A 16,199-nucleotide genomic window follows, 5' to 3' on the forward strand; every position below is an offset into this window, starting at 1 on the left:
ATGACCGTCATCAAGCCCAGCCTCCGACCCCAGGCAGAGACCACGGCCAGGGCGAAGCCGAGCCGACCCCACCCCCTTTCCCCGGGCGTCCGCCGCATCGCCCTGAACGCCGCCGGCATCACCCTGTCCTGCCTGCTCAGCGAGCCCCAGCACAGCAGCCCGCGCGCCACCGTCATCGCCGTGCACGGCAGCGGCATGAGCGCCGGTTACTTCGACGGGCAGGCCCACCCCGACCTCTCCCTGCTCACCCTGGGTGCCCGGCTCGGCTTCACCGTCCTGTCCCTCGACCGACCCGGCTACGGCCACTCCGCCACCCAGCTCCCCCATGGACAGCCCCTCGCCGAGCAGTCCGTGACGCTGCACGCCGCGCTGGCCGAGTTCGCTCACCGACACGAGGTCGGGGCCGGGTTCTTTCTGCTGGCCCATTCCTTCGGGGGCAAGCTCGCGCTGACCGCGGCAGCCGACGACGTGGACGCCGGTCTGATCGGCCTGGATGTTTCCGGATGCGGCCACCGATACGCCGTAGAACCACACCAGTTGCCTGAACCCCACAGTCGCGCAGCCTGGCGCTTCAGCTGGGGAGCATTCGGGCTCTATCCACCGAACACCTTCCTGAGCAGTCGATCCGTGGTGGCTCCCACGCCGCCGTGGGAGCGGCGCGAGGTACCGACCTGGCCGGATGTTCTCCCCGATTTCGCCCGCCGTATTCGCGCGCCGGTCAGGTTCACCTTCGCCGAGCACGAACGATGGTGGCAGCACGACCAGAACGCGGTTGCCGAACTGACCGGCATGCTGGCCGGGACTCGCGTCAGGGTCGACCGCCATCCGGACGCGGGGCACAACATAAGTCTTGGATGGGCCGCCCGTTCCTATCATCTGCGGGCGTTCGGCTTCTTCGAGGAATGCCTCGCACGGCGCGAGATGACTGATTCCCGGTGATACACGCAGTAAGGAAGACGTTCCAGTCCCTTTCCATTCGCAATTTCAGGCTCTTCGCCACTGGCCAGCTGATCTCCGTCGCCGGTACCTGGATCATGTTCGTCGCGCAGGACTGGCTGGTTCTCTCTCTGACCGGGAATTCCGGAACCGCGCTGGGAGCGGTGACTGCCCTGCAGTTCGCGCCACTGCTGCTCACGCTCCTCGGAGGGCGGCTGGCCGACCGGCACGACAAGCGCAAGCTCCTGATCCTGGCCAATGTGGTGTCGGGGCTGCTGGCGCTGATGTTCGGCACGCTGGTCCGCACCGGGTCGGTACAGCTCTGGCACATCGCGTTGTTCGCGCTCGCTCTCGGTGTCGTCAACGCGGTCGAAGTGCCGACTCGCATGTCCTTCGTGAGTGAGATGGTCGGCGCCGAGCTACTGCCCAACGCATCGGCGCTGAGTGCGGCGTATTTCAACATCGCGCGCACGGCGGGCCCGGCGCTCGCGGGCGCGCTCATCACTTGGCTGGGCACCGGCCCGGTGATTCTCCTCAACGCCTTGAGCTATCTGGGGACCGTGGTGGCCCTGCTCATGATGCGACCGGCCGAACTGCACCGCGGCGAAAAGGAGAGGACGAAGGGCAGTGTTGTCGACGGACTGCGATACATCAGATCCACGCGGGATCTCATGCTGCCGATGGTGCTCGTCGCCGCGGTCTGCACGTTCGGGTTCAACTTCCAGCTGACGCTCCCGTTGTTCGCGAAGACGGTGTTCGACGCCGGTCCCACCGCCTTCGGGCTGCTCACCGCGGCGTTCGCCGCGGGATCGCTGGTCGGAGCATTCGCCACCGCCGTCCGTCGGGGACGGCCTTCGATGAACGTCGTCCTCGGTGCCGCCATCGCATTCGGCGCGTCGACGACCCTGTCCGGCCTCGCACCCACCTTCGCGTGGGCCATCGTGCTGCTCGCCGTCACCGGCGCAGCGGCCATCCATTTCGCCCAGGCCGCCAACCACCGGATCCAACTCGGCACCGATCCGGCGTACCGCGGCCGCGTGATGGCCCTCTACACCCTGATCTCCCAGGGCTCCACGCCCGTCGGCGCACTGCTCATCGGCCGGCTCGCCGACCATCTGGGCGCCCGCTCCGGCCTCTGCCTCGGCGGCCTCGCTTCTCTGGCAGCGGCCCTCGCCGCGCTGACGATCTGCGCCGGACGGCGCGACACTCGTGACGCGAACCCCGGCCGGCAGCGGGTCGAACCGGGCGGCATCGTGGGGCAAGAGGCCGCAGAACGTCCAGCGTGACAGGCCGCTCCGCCCTGCGGGACCACGTCAGGTGGCAGTGCCGCGAGAACCAGCGAGAGCAGTTTGCGCAGGCCAGACCGCGTGCGCCAGCGATCGCGCAGGTCATGGCCATGCGCCGGGCCTCACCCTCCCTCGCACGCGCTCAACCGACTGCGCGGTGCCGATTTCCGGCAGCCCCCTCTTGACAAGCACTGACACCCGACGGCAATCTTCCATTAAGCAGAAACGAACTTCCGTAATACGGAATCTCGACAACGGAAGGGAGCGCCGACCCACATGGGATTCGCAGACCAGCGCTTCAACGTCAACCTGTCGATCCTCTTCACGGAACTCCCGCTCCTGGAGCGCCCCGCGGCAGCCGCCGCGGCGGGCTTCACGGCGGTCGAGCTGTGGTGGCCCTGGGTCGACTCCCCCACCCCCGAGCAGTCCGAGCTCGACGCCGTGAAAAAGGCGATCGAGGACGCGGGCGTCCAGCTGACGGGCCTGAACTTCTACGCCGGGCAGCTGCCGGGGCCGGACCGGGGCGCGCTGTCGATCCCCGGCGCGGAGTCGGAGAAGTTCCGCGCCAACATCGACGTGGCGGCGGACTTCGCCCAGTCGCTCGGCTGCAAGGCCCTCAACGCCCTGTACGGCAACCGGGTCGAAGGCGTGGACCCGGCCGAGCAGGACGCGCTCGCACTGGAGAACCTGGTCCTCGCGGCCCGGGCGGCCGACCGGATCGGCGCGATCCTGCTGATCGAGACCCTCAACCAGCCGGAGTCCCCGCGCTACCCGCTGGTGACCGCTCCGGCCGGCGTCGGTGTGGTCGACAAGATCAACGAGGCGACCGGTCTCGGCAACGCCAAGTTCCTCATGGACCTCTACCACCTGTCCATGAACGGCGAGGACCTGCCGTCGGTGATCGAGCAGTACGCGTCGAAGACCGGCCACGTGCAGATCGCCGACAACCCCGGCCGTGGCGCCCCGGGCACCGGCGCGCTCCCGCTGGCGGACCTCCTCGACCAGCTGAAGAAGGCCGGGTACGAGGGCTGGGTCGGCCTGGAGTACAAGCCGGGCGACCGCCCGAGCGCGGAGGCCTTCGACTGGCTGCCCGCCGAGGCCCGAGCCGCCCGCTGAGCGGCATCCCACAGACGTAGCAGAGAAGTCAGAGAGGCACCCTCATGAGCAACAACCTCCCCAAGGTGGCGTGGATCGGTCTCGGAATCATGGGCTCCCCCATGTCGGAGAACCTGATCAAGGCCGGGTACAACGTCACCGGCTTCACGCTGGAGCAGGACAAGCTGGAGCGCCTGGCCGCCGCGGGCGGTACGGCGGCCGGTTCGATCGCCGAGGCCGTGCGCGACGCCGACGTGGTGGTCACGATGGTGCCCGCCTCCCCACAGGTCGAGGCCATCGCGTACGGCCCCGACGGCATCCTGGAGAACGCGACGTCCGGCGCGCTGCTGATCGACATGTCGTCGATCACCCCGCAGACCTCCGTGGACCTGGCGAAGGCGGCCAAGGACAAGGGCATCCGGGTCCTGGACGCCCCGGTGTCCGGCGGCGAGGCCGGCGCCATCGAGGCCGTGCTGTCCATCATGGTGGGTGGCGAGCAGGCCGACTTCGACGAGGCCGAGCCGATCTTCGAGGCGCTCGGCAAGACCATCGTGCTGTGCGGTCCGCACGGCTCGGGCCAGACCGTGAAGGCGGCCAACCAGCTGATCGTCGCCGTGAACATCCAGGCGTGCGCCGAGGCCGTGGTCTTCCTGGAGAAGTCCGGCGTGGACCTGAAGGCCGCGCTCGACGTCCTCAACGGTGGCCTCGCGGGCTCCACCGTGCTGACCCGCAAGAAGGACAACTTCCTCAACCGCGACTTCAAGCCGGGCTTCCGCATCGACCTGCACCACAAGGACATGGGCATCGTCACCGACGCCGCCCGCAATGTCGGTGCCGCGCTGCCGGTCGGCGCCGTGGTGGCCCAGCTCGTCGCCAGCCTGCGTGCGCAGGGCGACGGCGGCCTGGACCACTCCGCGCTGCTGCGCGCGGTCGAGCGCCTCTCCGGCGCGCAGGTCTGACCCTCGATACCTCCGGGCGGCGCCGCCGCTGACACCTGTCCTGTCGCGCCCAGGCGACGGCGTCGCCCGGAACCATCTTCAACAAACTGTTGACGTTCAGATCGCCCCCAACCTAGGCTCCACGAAGCGGAAGAGGTCCACGAAGCGGAAGAAGGTTTCCGCTGACCCCGCTGCCCCCTCGTACGGAAGGTCCACGATGTCGAAGCGCGTGCTTACGACCGAGTCCGGCGCCCCGGTCGCCGACAACCAGAACTCCGCCACCGCCGGCGTCGGTGGCCCGCTCCTCCTCCAGGACCAGCACCTCCTGGAGAAGCTCGCCCGGTTCAACCGCGAGCGCATCCCGGAGCGCGTGGTGCACGCCCGCGGCTCCGGCGCGTACGGCTACTTCGAGGTCACGGACGACGTCACCGGCTTCACGTACGCCGACTTCCTGAACACCGTCGGCAAGCGCACCGAGGTCTTCCTGCGCTTCTCCACGGTGGCCGACAACCTCGGCGGCGCGGACGCGGTGCGTGACCCCCGCGGCTTCGCACTGAAGTTCTACACCGAAGACGGCAACTACGACCTCGTCGGCAACAACACGCCGGTCTTCTTCATCAAGGACCCGATCAAGTTCCCCGACTTCATCCACTCCCAGAAGCGCGACCCGTTCACGGGCAAGCAGGAGCCGGACAACGTCTGGGACTTCTGGGCGCACGCCCCCGAGGCGACGCACCAGATCACCTGGCTGATGGGCGACCGCGGCATCCCGGCCTCCTACCGCCACATGAACGGCTACGGCTCGCACACCTACCAGTGGACGAACGCCGACGGTGAGGCCTTCTTCGTCAAGTACCACTTCAAGACGAACCAGGGCATCCGCAGCCTCTCCACCGAGCAGGCGCAGGAGATCGCGGGCAAGGACGCGAACTCGCACCAGACCGACCTGCTGCAGGCCATCGAGCGGGGCGTGAACCCGTCCTGGACGCTGTACGTGCAGATCATGCCGGCGGCGGAGGCGGCCGACTACCGCTTCAACCCCTTCGACCTCACCAAGGTGTGGCCGCACAAGGACTACCCCCTGCAGCGTGTGGGCCGCCTGGTCCTGGACCGCAACCCCGACAACGTCTTCGCCGAGGTCGAGCAGGCCGCCTTCTCCCCGAACAACTTCGTTCCGGGCATCGGCCCCTCCCCCGACAAGATGCTCCAGGGCCGCCTGTTCGCCTACGCGGACGCGCACCGCTACCGCCTGGGCGTCAACCACACCCAGCTCGCGGTGAACGCCCCCAGGGCGACGGTCGCGAACAACTACGGCCGCGACGGCTTCATGGCCTCCAACGGCCAGGGCCGCCACGCCAAGAACTACGAGCCCAACTCCTACGACGGCCCGACCGAGACCGGCCGCCCGCTGTCCGCGCCGCTCGCGGTCGCCGGCCACACGGGCACGCACGAGGCTCCCCTGCACACCAAGGACGACCACTTCTTCCAGGCGGGTGAGCTGTACCGCCTGATGTCGGCCGAGGAGCAGTCCCGGCTGATCGCCAACATCGCCGGCGGCCTCTCACAGGTCTCCCGCGACGACGTGATCGAGAAGAACCTCGCCCACTTCCACGCCGCCGACCCGGAGTACGGCAGGCGTGTGGAGGAGGCGGTCCGCGCCCTGCGCGAGGACTGAGCCTCAACTCAAGGCGCCCGCGAAGGCGTTGGACCCGGATGAGGGGTGGTCCATCGGCTGTCCGGGCAGGACCGGGACCGCGGCGGCGTGCGAGCCAGTGCGGTGGTGAAGGTCTCGGGATCTCCTTCTCGACCTGAGGGACGGAGACCCCGGTTCCATCGCATCCGCCGCGGTCCCAGCCACACCCCTGAGGTGTGGCCCACGGACTCCGTCCGGCGGCGCGAATGTCCTGTCGCGCCCAGCCTCGCACCGTCGGACGGCAACAACTTCACAGGTCACCGGCCCAGAGCGCCGGGTACGGACGGTCCCGTACCCGGCGCTCCGCCGTGTGCTCCAGGTGCGGATCGGGTCGTGTGCCCGGCGCTCCGCCGTGTGCTCCAGGTGCGGATCGGGTCGTGTGCCCGGCGCTCCGCCGTGTGCTCCGGGTGCGGATCGGGTCGCCCCGCAGGAACCTGAGGACATGGACTATCCCAGCATCGTCGTGCACACCCCGGCTCTGGACGGGTCGCGGCGGGTGACCGCGGGGGACGAGACGCTCGGTATCGCGTATCACCTCGACGACGTCGTCGAGATCCTGCGCCAGGCCGATGTCGACCTCGACGAGATCGAGGTCGAGGAGAGCGACATCATCGACTGGCAGGGCGGCGGGCCCGACGACTGGCCCGGGCTGTCGGAACACCCCGCGCAGTGAGGGCGCACGCCGCGCGCGCCGGGCGCACACAACCGGACTCCGGGTGTACGCAACCGGACGTAGACGCCCTACGGAACCCTCAAATCAACCTCTGAACACGGCCCCAGGGGCTTCAACTCCCCCCGGATGAGGCAGATTCTCGGCACACGGGGCCCGCCGACACGGGGGCGGCGGGCTCCGAACGGGGGTACGGGGGAGCACCATGGTCAGGAGCGCGGCGGTCGGGCTTGAGCCCAAGACCGTCGCGCTGCTGCGTGGCGGGCCGCGCGCCGCGGTGACGGTCGCCGTGCTCGCCCTGCATCTGCGGGGCGCCGTCGGCGCCGGACGGCCGGGCACGATGCGGACGTCGGGGGCGTCCGCGGGGGCGGGCCTTCCGCTGGAGAAAGCGGTGCACGCCTCCCTCTACCGCCCGGCGGGAATGCGGGAGTTGCTGGAACGGCCCCGGGTGCGGCGCACGCTCGCGGAACTGCGGGCCGAGGCCGCCGCGGCCGGGCTGCTGCGTCGTCTCCCTCCCCACCGGACCCGCACCGCCCGGCGCGCCCTCAAGGCGCTGCGCGCCGGGCTCCCGCTGCCCGCCGGACGGGAGGGCCTGTCGACGGACGACCTCCTGCTCGCGGTCGCGCTGTACGGCGATGCCGCCCTGACCGTGCTGGCCCCGCGTTTCGCTGAGGCCGCGGGCCTCATCGGACGCGGCGGCGTCGCGGAGCACGGACAGTCCTGGGGCGGCGGGGGCGGCATCGGTTTCACCGACGACGGGGCCGGCTGGGGCGGAGGCGGACCGCACTGACCGCCCGCGGGTCCTTGAGGAACGGCAGGGTGTGGCGCAGGAAGAGGTCCGGGCGTTCGTTGTACGGCTCGTGGGCCGTGGGCAGCAGCACGCTCAACGTCCGGACGGGCAGGGCGCGTTGGGCGCGGCGGCCGTCCAGGAACGCGGGGACGACCGGGTCGCGTCTCCCCCACAGCAGCAGGATCGGCACGTCCAGGACGGCGGGGTCCGCCAGACCGAAGTCCGGGTCCGCGAAGCCGCGCCAGATGGCGCAGTGTACGGCCAATCGCCGTGCGTTTCTGGGCAGTTGGCGGGTTCTCTCGTACGTCGCCCGAGCGCTCGGTGTGCCGAGTCGGCGCAGGTACACGCGGGCCAGCGGGACGACGAGCCGGCGGGCGCGCGCGGGCCGGCCCATCACCTCGCGGCAGAACCAGCTGGTGAGGGCGGTGTGCCGGGTGAAGCCGGCCGGGTCGACCAGGACGAGCGCCGTGATCGACCGCGCGTGCCGTCCCTCGGCGAGGCGACAGGCGACGTAGCCGCCGACGCTGTTGCCGAGGACTGAGATCTCGCGGACGCCCTCCTCCTCGACGAGCGCGTCGAGGACCTGCTCCGCGGCCGTCACAAGCCGTTCAGGGGTGACCAGTTGGGGCTCGGAGGCCGTGGAGTCCCCGTAGCCGGGCCAGTCGGCCACGAACGTACGGTGGCGGTCCGCGAGGGCGGGCAGGACGGCGTCGTAGTCACGACCGTCCCCGGGGTTGGCGTGCAGGAGCAGCAGCGCGGGGGCGCCGGGAGCGCCGTGGCAGCGTACGGCGATGTCGCCGAGAGGGGTGGGGACGGTCATCCGCATGGGGCGAGCATGCCGGACCCGCTGATGCCTGTGAACAACGCGAAAGGACGGCCCATCCCCCCGGACTGGGCCGCCCCTGCCTGACAGGAGTGTCAGAAGGCTGAGAGGTGGATCAGACCTTCAGCGTCTTGATCGAGGTCGGGGCGTGGCCCGGCTCGGTCGCGATCTCCTCGAACTCCACGACGTTGCTGATGTCGTTCGTCTTGCTCATCGCGATGTTCGTGACACGCTCCAGGATCGCCTCGACGACGACCGGGACCTGGTACTCGGCGGCGAGCTTCTTGGCCTGCTCGAAGGCCGCGCCCAGCTCGCCGGGGTCGGTGACCCGGATCGCCTTGCAGCCGAGTCCCTCGACGACCTTGATGTGGTCGACGCCGTAGACGCCCAGCTCAGGGGAGTTGATGTTCTCGAACTCCAGGTTGACCTGGAAGTTGATGTCCAGACCGATCTGCGCCTGACGGATCAGGCCCAAGTAGGCGTTGTTCACCAGGACATGGACGTACGGGATCTTGTGCTGGGCGCCGACGGCCAGTTCCTCGATCATGAACTGGAAGTCGTAGTCACCGGAGAGCGCGACGACCGGGGTCTCCGGGTCGGCCTTGGCGACGCCGAGCGCGGCCGGGATCGTCCAGCCGAGCGGGCCCGCCTGGCCGCAGTTGATCCAGTGGCGCGGCCGGTAGACGTGCAGCATCTGGGCGCCGGCGATCTGCGAAAGGCCGATGGTGGAGACGTACCGGGTCTCCGGGCCGAAGGCCTTGTTCATCTCCTCGTAGACGCGCTGCGGCTTGATCGGGATGTTGTCGAAGTGCGTACGGCGCTGGAGCGTTGCCTTCCGCTCCTGCGCGGAGGCGGCCCAGTCGCTGCGGTCCGGCAGCTTGCCCGCGGCCTTGAGCTCGCGCGCGACCTCGACGAACAGCTCCAGCGCGGCCTTGGCGTCGGAGGCGATGCCGTAGTCGGGCGCGAAGATCTTGCCGATCTGGGTGGGCTCGATGTCGACGTGCACGAACTTCCGTCCGGCCGTGTAGACGTCCAGCTTGCCGGTGTGGCGGTTGGCCCAGCGGTTGCCGATGCCGAGGACGAAGTCGGAGTCCAGGAAGGTCGCGTTGCCGTAGCGGTGCGAGGTCTGCAGGCCCACCATGCCTGCGTTCAGCTCGTGGTCGTCGGGGAGGATGCCCCAGCCCATCAGGGTCGGGACGACCGGAGTGCCCGTCAACTCGGCGAATTCGACGAGCAGTTCGGAGGCGTCGGCGTTGATGACGCCGCCGCCGGCGACGATCAGCGGACGCTCGGACTCGTTCAGGAGCGTGATCGCCTTCTCGACCTGGGCACGGGTCGCGGCGGGCCTGTAGGCCTGGAGCGGCTCGTACGTCTCCGGGTCGAACTCGATCTCGGCGAGCTGGACGTCGATGGGCAGGTCGATGAGGACCGGGCCCGGACGGCCGGAGCGCATCAGGTGGAAGGCCTGCTGGAAGACGCCGGGAACCTGGGCGGGCTCCAGCACGGTGACGGCCATCTTCGTGACCGGCTTGGCGATCGAGGCGATGTCGACGGCCTGGAAGTCCTCTTTGTGGATCACGGCGGTCGGGGCCTGGCCCGTGATGCACAGGATCGGGATGGAGTCGCCGATCGCGGAGTAGAGGCCGGTGATCATGTCGGTGCCGGCCGGACCCGATGTACCGATGCAGACACCGATGTTGCCCGGATGGGTCCGGGTGTAGCCCTCCGCCATGTGCGAGGCACCCTCGACATGTCGGGCGAGGGTGTGGTTGATCCCGCCGGACGCCTTGAGCGCCGCGTAGAAGGGGTTGATCGCCGCGCCCGGGACGCCGAACGCGTTGCTGACGCCCTCGCGCTTGAGGATCTCGACTGCCGCGCGGGCAGCGGTCATACGAGCCATGGAGTACTCCTGCTTCGGCTGTCGGATTCGCGCTCCCGTCGCGCCCCGCGGAGAGCTGTTGATTCCGTTGCGGTCCGCAGCGGCTTCCCTGACCCCCGAGGGGCCGGGATTCCGTATTGCGGAAACTAACTTCTACTATCTGGAAGCAATGTAAGCGGCTCGCCGAAAGCCGTCAAGAGTGGACTCGGCACTGGACCCGACGGTGGCTGTCGAACCGTTTCCCTGCCGGAGGGCCCCTCGCTGGAGGACGATGGACACGCTGTCCCGATGTGACGTCCTGGAGTGGGCCATGGCCGAGAGCGTGCCGGTGCGGTGTCCGGCCTGCCGCCGCGAGCATCTCTATGCGGCGCCGTCGTATCCGTGCGTGTGCGGCGCGCCCGTGACGCCTACGCTCGACCGCCTCGCGAATCCGGCACCCGTCACCCACCGTGTCTGGGACGAGGACTGGGTCGCGGTCCGCTGCGAGGCCTGCGGCCGCGACAGCCAGTGGCCCCACCCCGAGCTGGGGTGCTCCTGCGGGGCGACGCTGCGGATTCCGGTACGAGAGGTACGACGCGTACGGCGGGCGCAGCGCGTGGAGCTTGCGCCGGGCACGGCCGCCGACGCGCACCCCGACGGGACCAGGGAGTCCCGCGCGCGAACCGCCCCGGACGCCCGCCCGCACACGAGCGACGCCGAGACGCACGACGCGGACGGATCGCCACAGGATACGGAGCAGGACAGGGAGCAGGACAGGGAGAGGGAGGCAGCGGGGGAAAGGGAGAGGGACTACCGGGACCGGAGCAGAAGCAGGTCACCGCAGCGCTCGCCGCACGCCCCCTCGTCCGCACCCCGCCCGGCGTTCCAGCCGGTCACCATCCGTACCGCACGGGACGCGGTCACGGCGGCCGCGCTGTATCTGCGCTGGCTCGGTTACCGGGACATCCGGCGGGCGGACCAGCGGCCACCGTCCGGGATCGGGCTCGTCGCCCGCGGCATCCTCGCTCAGGTGGACCCCACGGTCCGCCCGGCCACGCTCCGCGACGTGGAGTGCCTGTGGCTGACGGCCATGACGGAGTCGGCGGGGTGCGTGTACTTCTCCCTCGCGGGCTACGCGGACGACGCCCGTCTCCGGGCCGACACCCTCGGCGTGCCGCTCTTCGTCCTCGACCTCACGGGCACCCCGCAACCGGTGAACCGCCCGGCCGACGAACTCATCGCCACCGCGGGCTGACCACCGGCACAATCGACGCATGCGCATCCGCCGCACGGCCCCCGACGAGCTGCCCGCCCTGCAGGACATCGAACGCGCCGCGGGCGGCCCCTTCCGGGAACTGGGCATGGCCGACATCGCCGACGACGAACCGCCCGCCCTGGACCTGCTGGACGGCTACCGGCGAGCGGGCCGCGCCTGGGTCACGGTGGACGAGGAGGACCGCCCTCGGGCCTACCTGATCGCCGAGCCGGTGGACGGCGCGCTCCACATCGAACAGATCTCGGTCCACCCGGACGCCGCGCGCCGGGGCGTGGGCCGCACTCTCCTCGCGTACGCCGCCGACCGCGCACGAGAGGAGGGCCTGACCGGTCTCACGCTGACCACCTTCGCGGAGGTCCCGTGGAACGCTCCGTACTACCTCCGCATCGGGTTCCGCGTCCTGGAGGAAGCCGAACTCACCCCCGGCCTGCGGACGATCCGCGCCGCGGAGGCCGGGCACGGCCTCGACCGGTGGCCACGCGTCTGCATGCGCAGAGCCCTACGCGGGGCGTGGGGCCTGTCCTGCGACCCTGGTCCGCCCTAGGACCTGTCCGCGTACGTCTCCCTCAACTCGATCTTCCGCACCTTGCCCGAGACCGTCATCGGAAAGGACTCCAGGATCCGCAGCCGGCTGGGGATCTTGTAGTGCGCCAGCTGTCCCTCGCAGAAGGCCCGCAGCTCCTCCAGCGTCAGCGGGTCGGCCGGGTCACGCGGGATGACGCAGGCGAGCACCTCCTCGCCGTAGCGCTCGTGGGGTACGCCGACCACCTGGACATCCGCGATCTTCGGATGGGCGTACAGGAACTCCTCGATCTCGCGCGGGTAGATGTTCTCGCCGCCCCGGATGATCATGTCCTTGATGCGCCCGACGATCTCGACGTAGCCGTCCTCGCGCATCATGGCCAGGTCGCCGGTGTGCATCCAGCGGCCGGGGTCGATGGCCTCGGCGGTCTTCTCGGGCTCGTTCCAGTAGCCGAGCATCACGCTGTAGCCGCGGGTGCACAGCTCACCGGCGGTGCCGCGCGGCTGGGTCACGCCGTCCACCGGGTCGACGACCTTCACCTCGATGTGCGGGAGCACCCGGCCGACGGTGCCGGTGCGGTGTTCGAGGTCGTCTTCCCTCCGGGTCTGCAAGGACACGGGTGAGGTCTCGGTCATGCCGTAGCAGATGGACACCTCCTCCATGTGCATCTCGGCGACCACCCGCTTCATCACCTCGACCGGGCAGGGCGAGCCCGCCATGATGCCGGTGCGCAGGGAGGACAGGTCGTACGTCGCGAAGTCGGGGAGGTTCAACTCCGCGATGAACATGGTGGGGACGCCGTACAGCGACGTACAGCGCTCCTGCTGGACGGCCTTCAGGGTGGCCGCGGGGTCGAAGGACGGGGCGGGGATCACGATGCACGCGCCGTGCGAGGTGGCGCCGAGGTTGCCCATGACCATGCCGAAGCAGTGGTAGAAGGGCACCGGCAGGCAGACCCGGTCCTGCTCGGTGTAGCCGACCGTGCGGCCCACCCAGTAGCCGTTGTTGAGGATGTTGTGGTGGGAGAGCGTGGCCCCCTTGGGAAAGCCCGTGGTGCCCGAGGTGTACTGGATGTTGACCGGGTCGTCGCAGCTCAACTCGGCTGCGGCCACGGACAGTTGCCGAGCGTCGACGGACGCGGCGCCCGCCGTCAGGGCGTCCCACGACGGGTCGCCGATGTACACCGTGTCCCGCAGTTCCGGGCACTTCTCGCGGACCTGGTTGACCAGGGCCCGGTAGTCGCTGCTCTTGTGCTCCTGTGAGGCGATCAGGACCGAGATCCCCGCCTGCCGCAGCACGTACTCCAACTCGTGTGCGCGATAGGCGGGGTTGATGTTCACCATGATCGCGCCGATCCGGGCGGTCGCGTACTGGACGAGCACCCACTCGGGGCAGTTGATCGCCCAGATGCCGACGCGGTCGCCCTTCAGCACGCCCTTGGCGAGCAGCCCGCGCGCCACCTCGTCCACCGCGGCCCCGAACTCTGCGTACGTCCAACGCCGTCCGGAGTCCATGTCCACCAGCGCGTCACGCTCGGGGTAGGCGATGATCGCCCGGTCCAGATTGGCTCCGATCGTGTCGCCGAGGAGCGATGTCGTGCTCGTGCCATGGGCGTACGACAGTTCGGTCACCGGAAGTCCTCCTCGCGGTACTCCGCGTCCGAGCCGGCGGCCGTGGCCTCGCGCAGCTCGATCCGGCGGATCTTGCCGGACACAGTTTTGGGGAGTGCGCCGAACTCCAGACGGCGAACGCGCTTGTACGGCGCGAGGACCGTGCGGGAGTGCTCGAAGAGCACCTTGGCGGTGTCGGGCCCCGGCTCGTAACCCTCCGCGAGGACGATGTACGCCTTCGGCACCGCGAGCCGCAGTGCGTCGGGGGCCGGGACCACGGCGGCTTCCGCGACGGCCTCGTGCTCCAGCAGCGCGCTCTCCAGCTCGAAGGGCGAGATCTTGTAGTCGCTGGCCTTGAACACGTCGTCGGCGCGGCCCACGTACGTGATGTAGCCGTCGGCGTCGCGCGAGCCGATGTCGCCGGTGCGGTAGTAGCCGCCCGCCATCGCCTCCGCCGTACGGTCGGCGTCGCCGTGGTAGCCGGTCATCAGGCCCACGGGGTGCGTCGAGAGGTCGAGCGAGATCTCGCCCTCGTCCGCGCCGGGCGCGCCGGACACCGGGTCGAGCAGTTCGACGTGGAAGCCGGGGCTGGGCCGCCCCATGGAACCCGTCTTGAGCTGCTGCCCCGGGCTGTTGGAGACCTGCACGGCCGTCTCGGTCTGCCCGAAGCCGTCCCGGATGGTGACGCCCCAGGCGCGCCGCACCTGCTCGATGACCTCGGGGTTGAGCGGCTCCCCCGCGGCCACGGCCTCGCGCGGCGGCGTCCGCAGCTGCGTCAGATCGGCCTGGATGAGCATGCGCCATACGGTGGGCGGGGCGCAGAACGTCGTCACGCCCGCCCGGTCCATCTCCGCCATCAGCCGGCCCGCGTCGAAGCGCGTGTAGTTGTGGATGAAGACGGTGGCCTCCGCGTTCCAGGGCGCGAAGAGGTTGGACCAGGCGTGCTTGGCCCAGCCGGGCGAGGAGATGTTCAGGTGCACGTCACCGGGCTTGAGCCCGATCCAGTACATGGTCGCCAGATGGCCGATCGGATACGAGACATGCGTGTGCTCGACCAGTTTGGGGTGGGCCGTGGTGCCCGAGGTGAAGTAGAGCATCAGCGGGTCGTCCGACTGGGTGGGACCGTCGGGCTCGAAGGGCTCGTCGGCGGCGTACGTCTCCTCGTACGACCGCCATTCGGGCCGCGCACCGCCGACCGCGATCCGGGTGTAGCCGCCCGGCACCTCGTCGAACTTCTCCGCGTCCTCGGACCGGACGACGACATGCCGGACGCGGCCGCGCTCGACGCGGTCGCGCAGGTCGGCGGCGCCGAGCAGCGGGGTGGCCGGGATGACGACGGCGCGCAGCTTCATCGCGGCGAGGGCCGTCTCCCACAGCTCGACCTGGTTGCCGAGCATCACGAGAATGCGGTCCTCGGCGCCCACGCCCTGCGCGCGCAGCCAGTTGGCCACCTGGTTCGAGCGCCCGGACATCTCGGCGAAGGTGACCTCGGTGCGCTCGCCGTCCTCCTCGACGATGTACAGGGCGGTACGGTCGTTGCCCCGCGCGATGGCGTCGAACCAGTCGAGTGCCCAGTTGAAGTACTGCGGGCGGGGCCAGCCGAAGCCCTCGTAGGCGGCCGTGTAGTCCTCGCGGTGCTCCAACAGGAAGTCCCGCGCGGCCCGGAACTCGTCCGTCGCGCTCGTCGTCGTCATGTGTCCTCCTCGTCGCCGGACAGCCGCATACCATCGTGTATTCCGTGATGCAGGTCTCACCACCCCCGAACGGGGGTGCGCCGCGATGAAGGGGCGATCAGGTGGCAGCAGACGCAGCCGAGGCGGTGGAGATGCGTGGCGCGCTGGTAAGGCTGCGTCGCGCGACGGGGCTGCCCGTCGCTTTCGGAGGCCTGGTCGAGGCCGGCCGCCAGCAGGTACGCATCAGCGAACTCAGCGGTACGGCGACGGCCGCGCTCAGCGCGCTCGCGGTGTCCTCGGGCAATGGTCTCGGCGGCAAGGCCGTGGCCCTCGCCCGGCCGTGCGCCGTGACCGACTACTCGGCCTCACGGCAGATCAGCCACGAGTACGACGTGGCGGTCGCCACCGAGGGGCTGTGTTCCGTGCTGGCCGTGCCCGTTGTCGTACGCCGCCGGGTGCGCGGGGTGTTGTACGGCGCCCTGCGGACGGCCCAGCCGCTGGGTGACCGCACGCTCGGCGCGGCCGTCGCGGCGGCCCGGGACGTGGAGCAGGCGCTGGTCGTGCGGGACGAGGCGCGGCACCTGCTGACCACCGCGCGGGAGCCCGACCCGGTGGCGGGGGGTGCCGCGTGGGAGGAGGTGCGCGAGGCGCACGGGGCGCTGCGGGCGCTGGCGCCGCGCATCGTCGACCCGGAGTTGCGGGCCGAACTCCTCTCGGTGTGCGGGCGGCTCGCCGAGGCGGGGCCTGGGCTCGGCTCGCGTCACGTCGATCTCGCGCCGCGCGAGATAGACGTCCTCGCCTGTGTCGCAGCGGGGGCGACCAACGCGGGCGCCGCGCAGCGGCTGGGACTGCGTCCGGAGACGGTGAAGGGGTACCTGCGGTCGGCGATGCGGAAGCTCGGGGCGCACACCCGGTTGGAGGCGGTTGTCGCTGCGCGGCGGGCTGGGTTGTTGCCGTAGGGCTCGCGAGCCTTCGGCGCTTCGCGCCCCTCGCCCTGGCCGCTCCGCGCCCCTCTGGCGTTTTCCCAT

General features: G+C 70.2%; 14 protein-coding genes. 10 read left to right on the plus strand and 4 right to left on the minus strand.

Annotated elements, in window-relative coordinates:
* From ACZ4RZ_RS29665 to ACZ4RZ_RS29695, 7 genes are all read left to right on the plus strand, one after another.
* On the plus strand, positions 1-939 hold the full coding sequence (locus tag ACZ4RZ_RS29665) for an alpha/beta hydrolase (protein ID WP_467749135.1): 939 nt from the start codon (positions 1-3) through the stop codon (positions 937-939).
* Positions 936-2,222 carry an MFS transporter gene (locus tag ACZ4RZ_RS29670; RefSeq protein ID WP_467749137.1) on the plus strand — a complete coding sequence of 429 codons (1,287 nt, stop codon included), beginning with the start codon at positions 936-938 and terminating at the stop codon, positions 2,220-2,222. Before ACZ4RZ_RS29665 ends, ACZ4RZ_RS29670 begins: the two co-directional genes overlap by 4 nt.
* A gap of 276 nt (positions 2,223-2,498) precedes the next feature.
* The gene (locus ACZ4RZ_RS29675; RefSeq protein WP_467749139.1) at positions 2,499-3,338 is read left to right on the plus strand and encodes a TIM barrel protein; all 840 of its coding nucleotides are present in this window, start codon (positions 2,499-2,501) and stop codon (positions 3,336-3,338) included.
* Between the two features lie 44 nt (positions 3,339-3,382).
* Positions 3,383-4,276, plus strand: coding sequence for a 2-hydroxy-3-oxopropionate reductase (locus ACZ4RZ_RS29680; RefSeq protein WP_467749140.1), 894 nt, complete (start codon positions 3,383-3,385; stop codon positions 4,274-4,276).
* A gap of 196 nt (positions 4,277-4,472) precedes the next feature.
* Positions 4,473-5,930: a catalase gene (locus tag ACZ4RZ_RS29685; RefSeq protein WP_467749142.1), complete on the plus strand. Its 1,458-nt coding sequence runs from the start codon at positions 4,473-4,475 to the stop codon at positions 5,928-5,930.
* A gap of 460 nt (positions 5,931-6,390) precedes the next feature.
* Positions 6,391-6,621, plus strand: a complete 231-nt coding sequence (locus tag ACZ4RZ_RS29690; RefSeq protein WP_467749144.1) for a hypothetical protein — start codon at positions 6,391-6,393, stop codon at positions 6,619-6,621.
* A 202-nt stretch (positions 6,622-6,823) separates the two neighbouring features.
* Complete coding sequence (locus ACZ4RZ_RS29695) at positions 6,824-7,408, plus strand: TIGR04222 domain-containing membrane protein (protein WP_467749146.1); 585 nt, start codon at positions 6,824-6,826, stop codon at positions 7,406-7,408.
* Here ACZ4RZ_RS29695 and ACZ4RZ_RS29700 read toward each other — a convergent pair.
* Together ACZ4RZ_RS29700 and gcl are read right to left on the minus strand one after the other, a co-directional pair.
* Complete coding sequence (locus ACZ4RZ_RS29700; RefSeq protein WP_467749148.1) at positions 7,365-8,234, minus strand: alpha/beta fold hydrolase; 870 nt, start codon at positions 8,232-8,234, stop codon at positions 7,365-7,367. The two genes, ACZ4RZ_RS29695 and ACZ4RZ_RS29700, sit on opposite strands and share 44 nt — an antisense overlap.
* A gap of 112 nt (positions 8,235-8,346) precedes the next feature.
* Positions 8,347-10,122, minus strand: a complete 1,776-nt coding sequence (gcl, locus tag ACZ4RZ_RS29705) for a glyoxylate carboligase (protein WP_467749407.1) — start codon at positions 10,120-10,122, stop codon at positions 8,347-8,349.
* Between the two features lie 259 nt (positions 10,123-10,381).
* On the opposite strand from gcl, the gene ACZ4RZ_RS29710 reads away from it, so the two are divergent.
* Together ACZ4RZ_RS29710 and ACZ4RZ_RS29715 are read left to right on the plus strand one after the other, a co-directional pair.
* Positions 10,382-11,344 carry a hypothetical protein gene (locus tag ACZ4RZ_RS29710; RefSeq protein WP_467749150.1) on the plus strand — a complete coding sequence of 321 codons (963 nt, stop codon included), beginning with the start codon at positions 10,382-10,384 and terminating at the stop codon, positions 11,342-11,344.
* Between the two features lie 19 nt (positions 11,345-11,363).
* Complete coding sequence (locus ACZ4RZ_RS29715) at positions 11,364-11,909, plus strand: GNAT family N-acetyltransferase (RefSeq protein WP_467749151.1); 546 nt, start codon at positions 11,364-11,366, stop codon at positions 11,907-11,909.
* Here ACZ4RZ_RS29715 and ACZ4RZ_RS29720 read toward each other — a convergent pair.
* Positions 11,906-13,519, minus strand: a complete 1,614-nt coding sequence (locus tag ACZ4RZ_RS29720; RefSeq protein WP_467749153.1) for an AMP-binding protein — start codon at positions 13,517-13,519, stop codon at positions 11,906-11,908. The genes ACZ4RZ_RS29715 and ACZ4RZ_RS29720 overlap by 4 nt on opposite strands.
* A complete protein-coding gene (locus tag ACZ4RZ_RS29725; protein ID WP_467749155.1) occupies positions 13,516-15,192 on the minus strand; it encodes an AMP-binding protein in 1,677 nt (558 codons plus the stop codon). Before ACZ4RZ_RS29725 ends, ACZ4RZ_RS29720 begins: the two co-directional genes overlap by 4 nt.
* Positions 15,193-15,293: 101 nt before the next feature.
* Between ACZ4RZ_RS29725 and ACZ4RZ_RS29730 the strand changes: the two genes are divergently transcribed.
* Complete coding sequence (locus ACZ4RZ_RS29730; RefSeq protein ID WP_467749157.1) at positions 15,294-16,130, plus strand: helix-turn-helix transcriptional regulator; 837 nt, start codon at positions 15,294-15,296, stop codon at positions 16,128-16,130.
* The last annotated feature ends 69 nt before the right edge of the window (positions 16,131-16,199 follow it).

The organism is Streptomyces sp. NPDC027189 (assembly GCF_055566975.1).

What these genes read in the sequence shown, in the direction of transcription:
- ACZ4RZ_RS29700 (WP_467749148.1), bottom strand. Translation starts at nt 8,234, where the DNA reads ATGCGGATGACCGTCCCCACCCCTCTCGGCGACATCGCCGTACGCTGC.
- ACZ4RZ_RS29690 (WP_467749144.1), top strand. Translation starts at nt 6,391, where the DNA reads ATGGACTATCCCAGCATCGTCGTGCACACCCCGGCTCTGGACGGGTCG.
- ACZ4RZ_RS29725 (WP_467749155.1), bottom strand. Translation starts at nt 15,192, where the DNA reads ATGACGACGACGAGCGCGACGGACGAGTTCCGGGCCGCGCGGGACTTC.
- ACZ4RZ_RS29685 (WP_467749142.1), top strand. Translation starts at nt 4,473, where the DNA reads ATGTCGAAGCGCGTGCTTACGACCGAGTCCGGCGCCCCGGTCGCCGAC.
- ACZ4RZ_RS29695 (WP_467749146.1), top strand. Translation starts at nt 6,824, where the DNA reads ATGGTCAGGAGCGCGGCGGTCGGGCTTGAGCCCAAGACCGTCGCGCTG.
- ACZ4RZ_RS29680 (WP_467749140.1), top strand. Translation starts at nt 3,383, where the DNA reads ATGAGCAACAACCTCCCCAAGGTGGCGTGGATCGGTCTCGGAATCATG.
- ACZ4RZ_RS29665 (WP_467749135.1), top strand. Translation starts at nt 1, where the DNA reads ATGACCGTCATCAAGCCCAGCCTCCGACCCCAGGCAGAGACCACGGCC.
- ACZ4RZ_RS29710 (WP_467749150.1), top strand. Translation starts at nt 10,382, where the DNA reads ATGGACACGCTGTCCCGATGTGACGTCCTGGAGTGGGCCATGGCCGAG.
- gcl (WP_467749407.1), bottom strand. Translation starts at nt 10,122, where the DNA reads ATGACCGCTGCCCGCGCGGCAGTCGAGATCCTCAAGCGCGAGGGCGTC.
- ACZ4RZ_RS29715 (WP_467749151.1), top strand. Translation starts at nt 11,364, where the DNA reads ATGCGCATCCGCCGCACGGCCCCCGACGAGCTGCCCGCCCTGCAGGAC.
- ACZ4RZ_RS29675 (WP_467749139.1), top strand. Translation starts at nt 2,499, where the DNA reads ATGGGATTCGCAGACCAGCGCTTCAACGTCAACCTGTCGATCCTCTTC.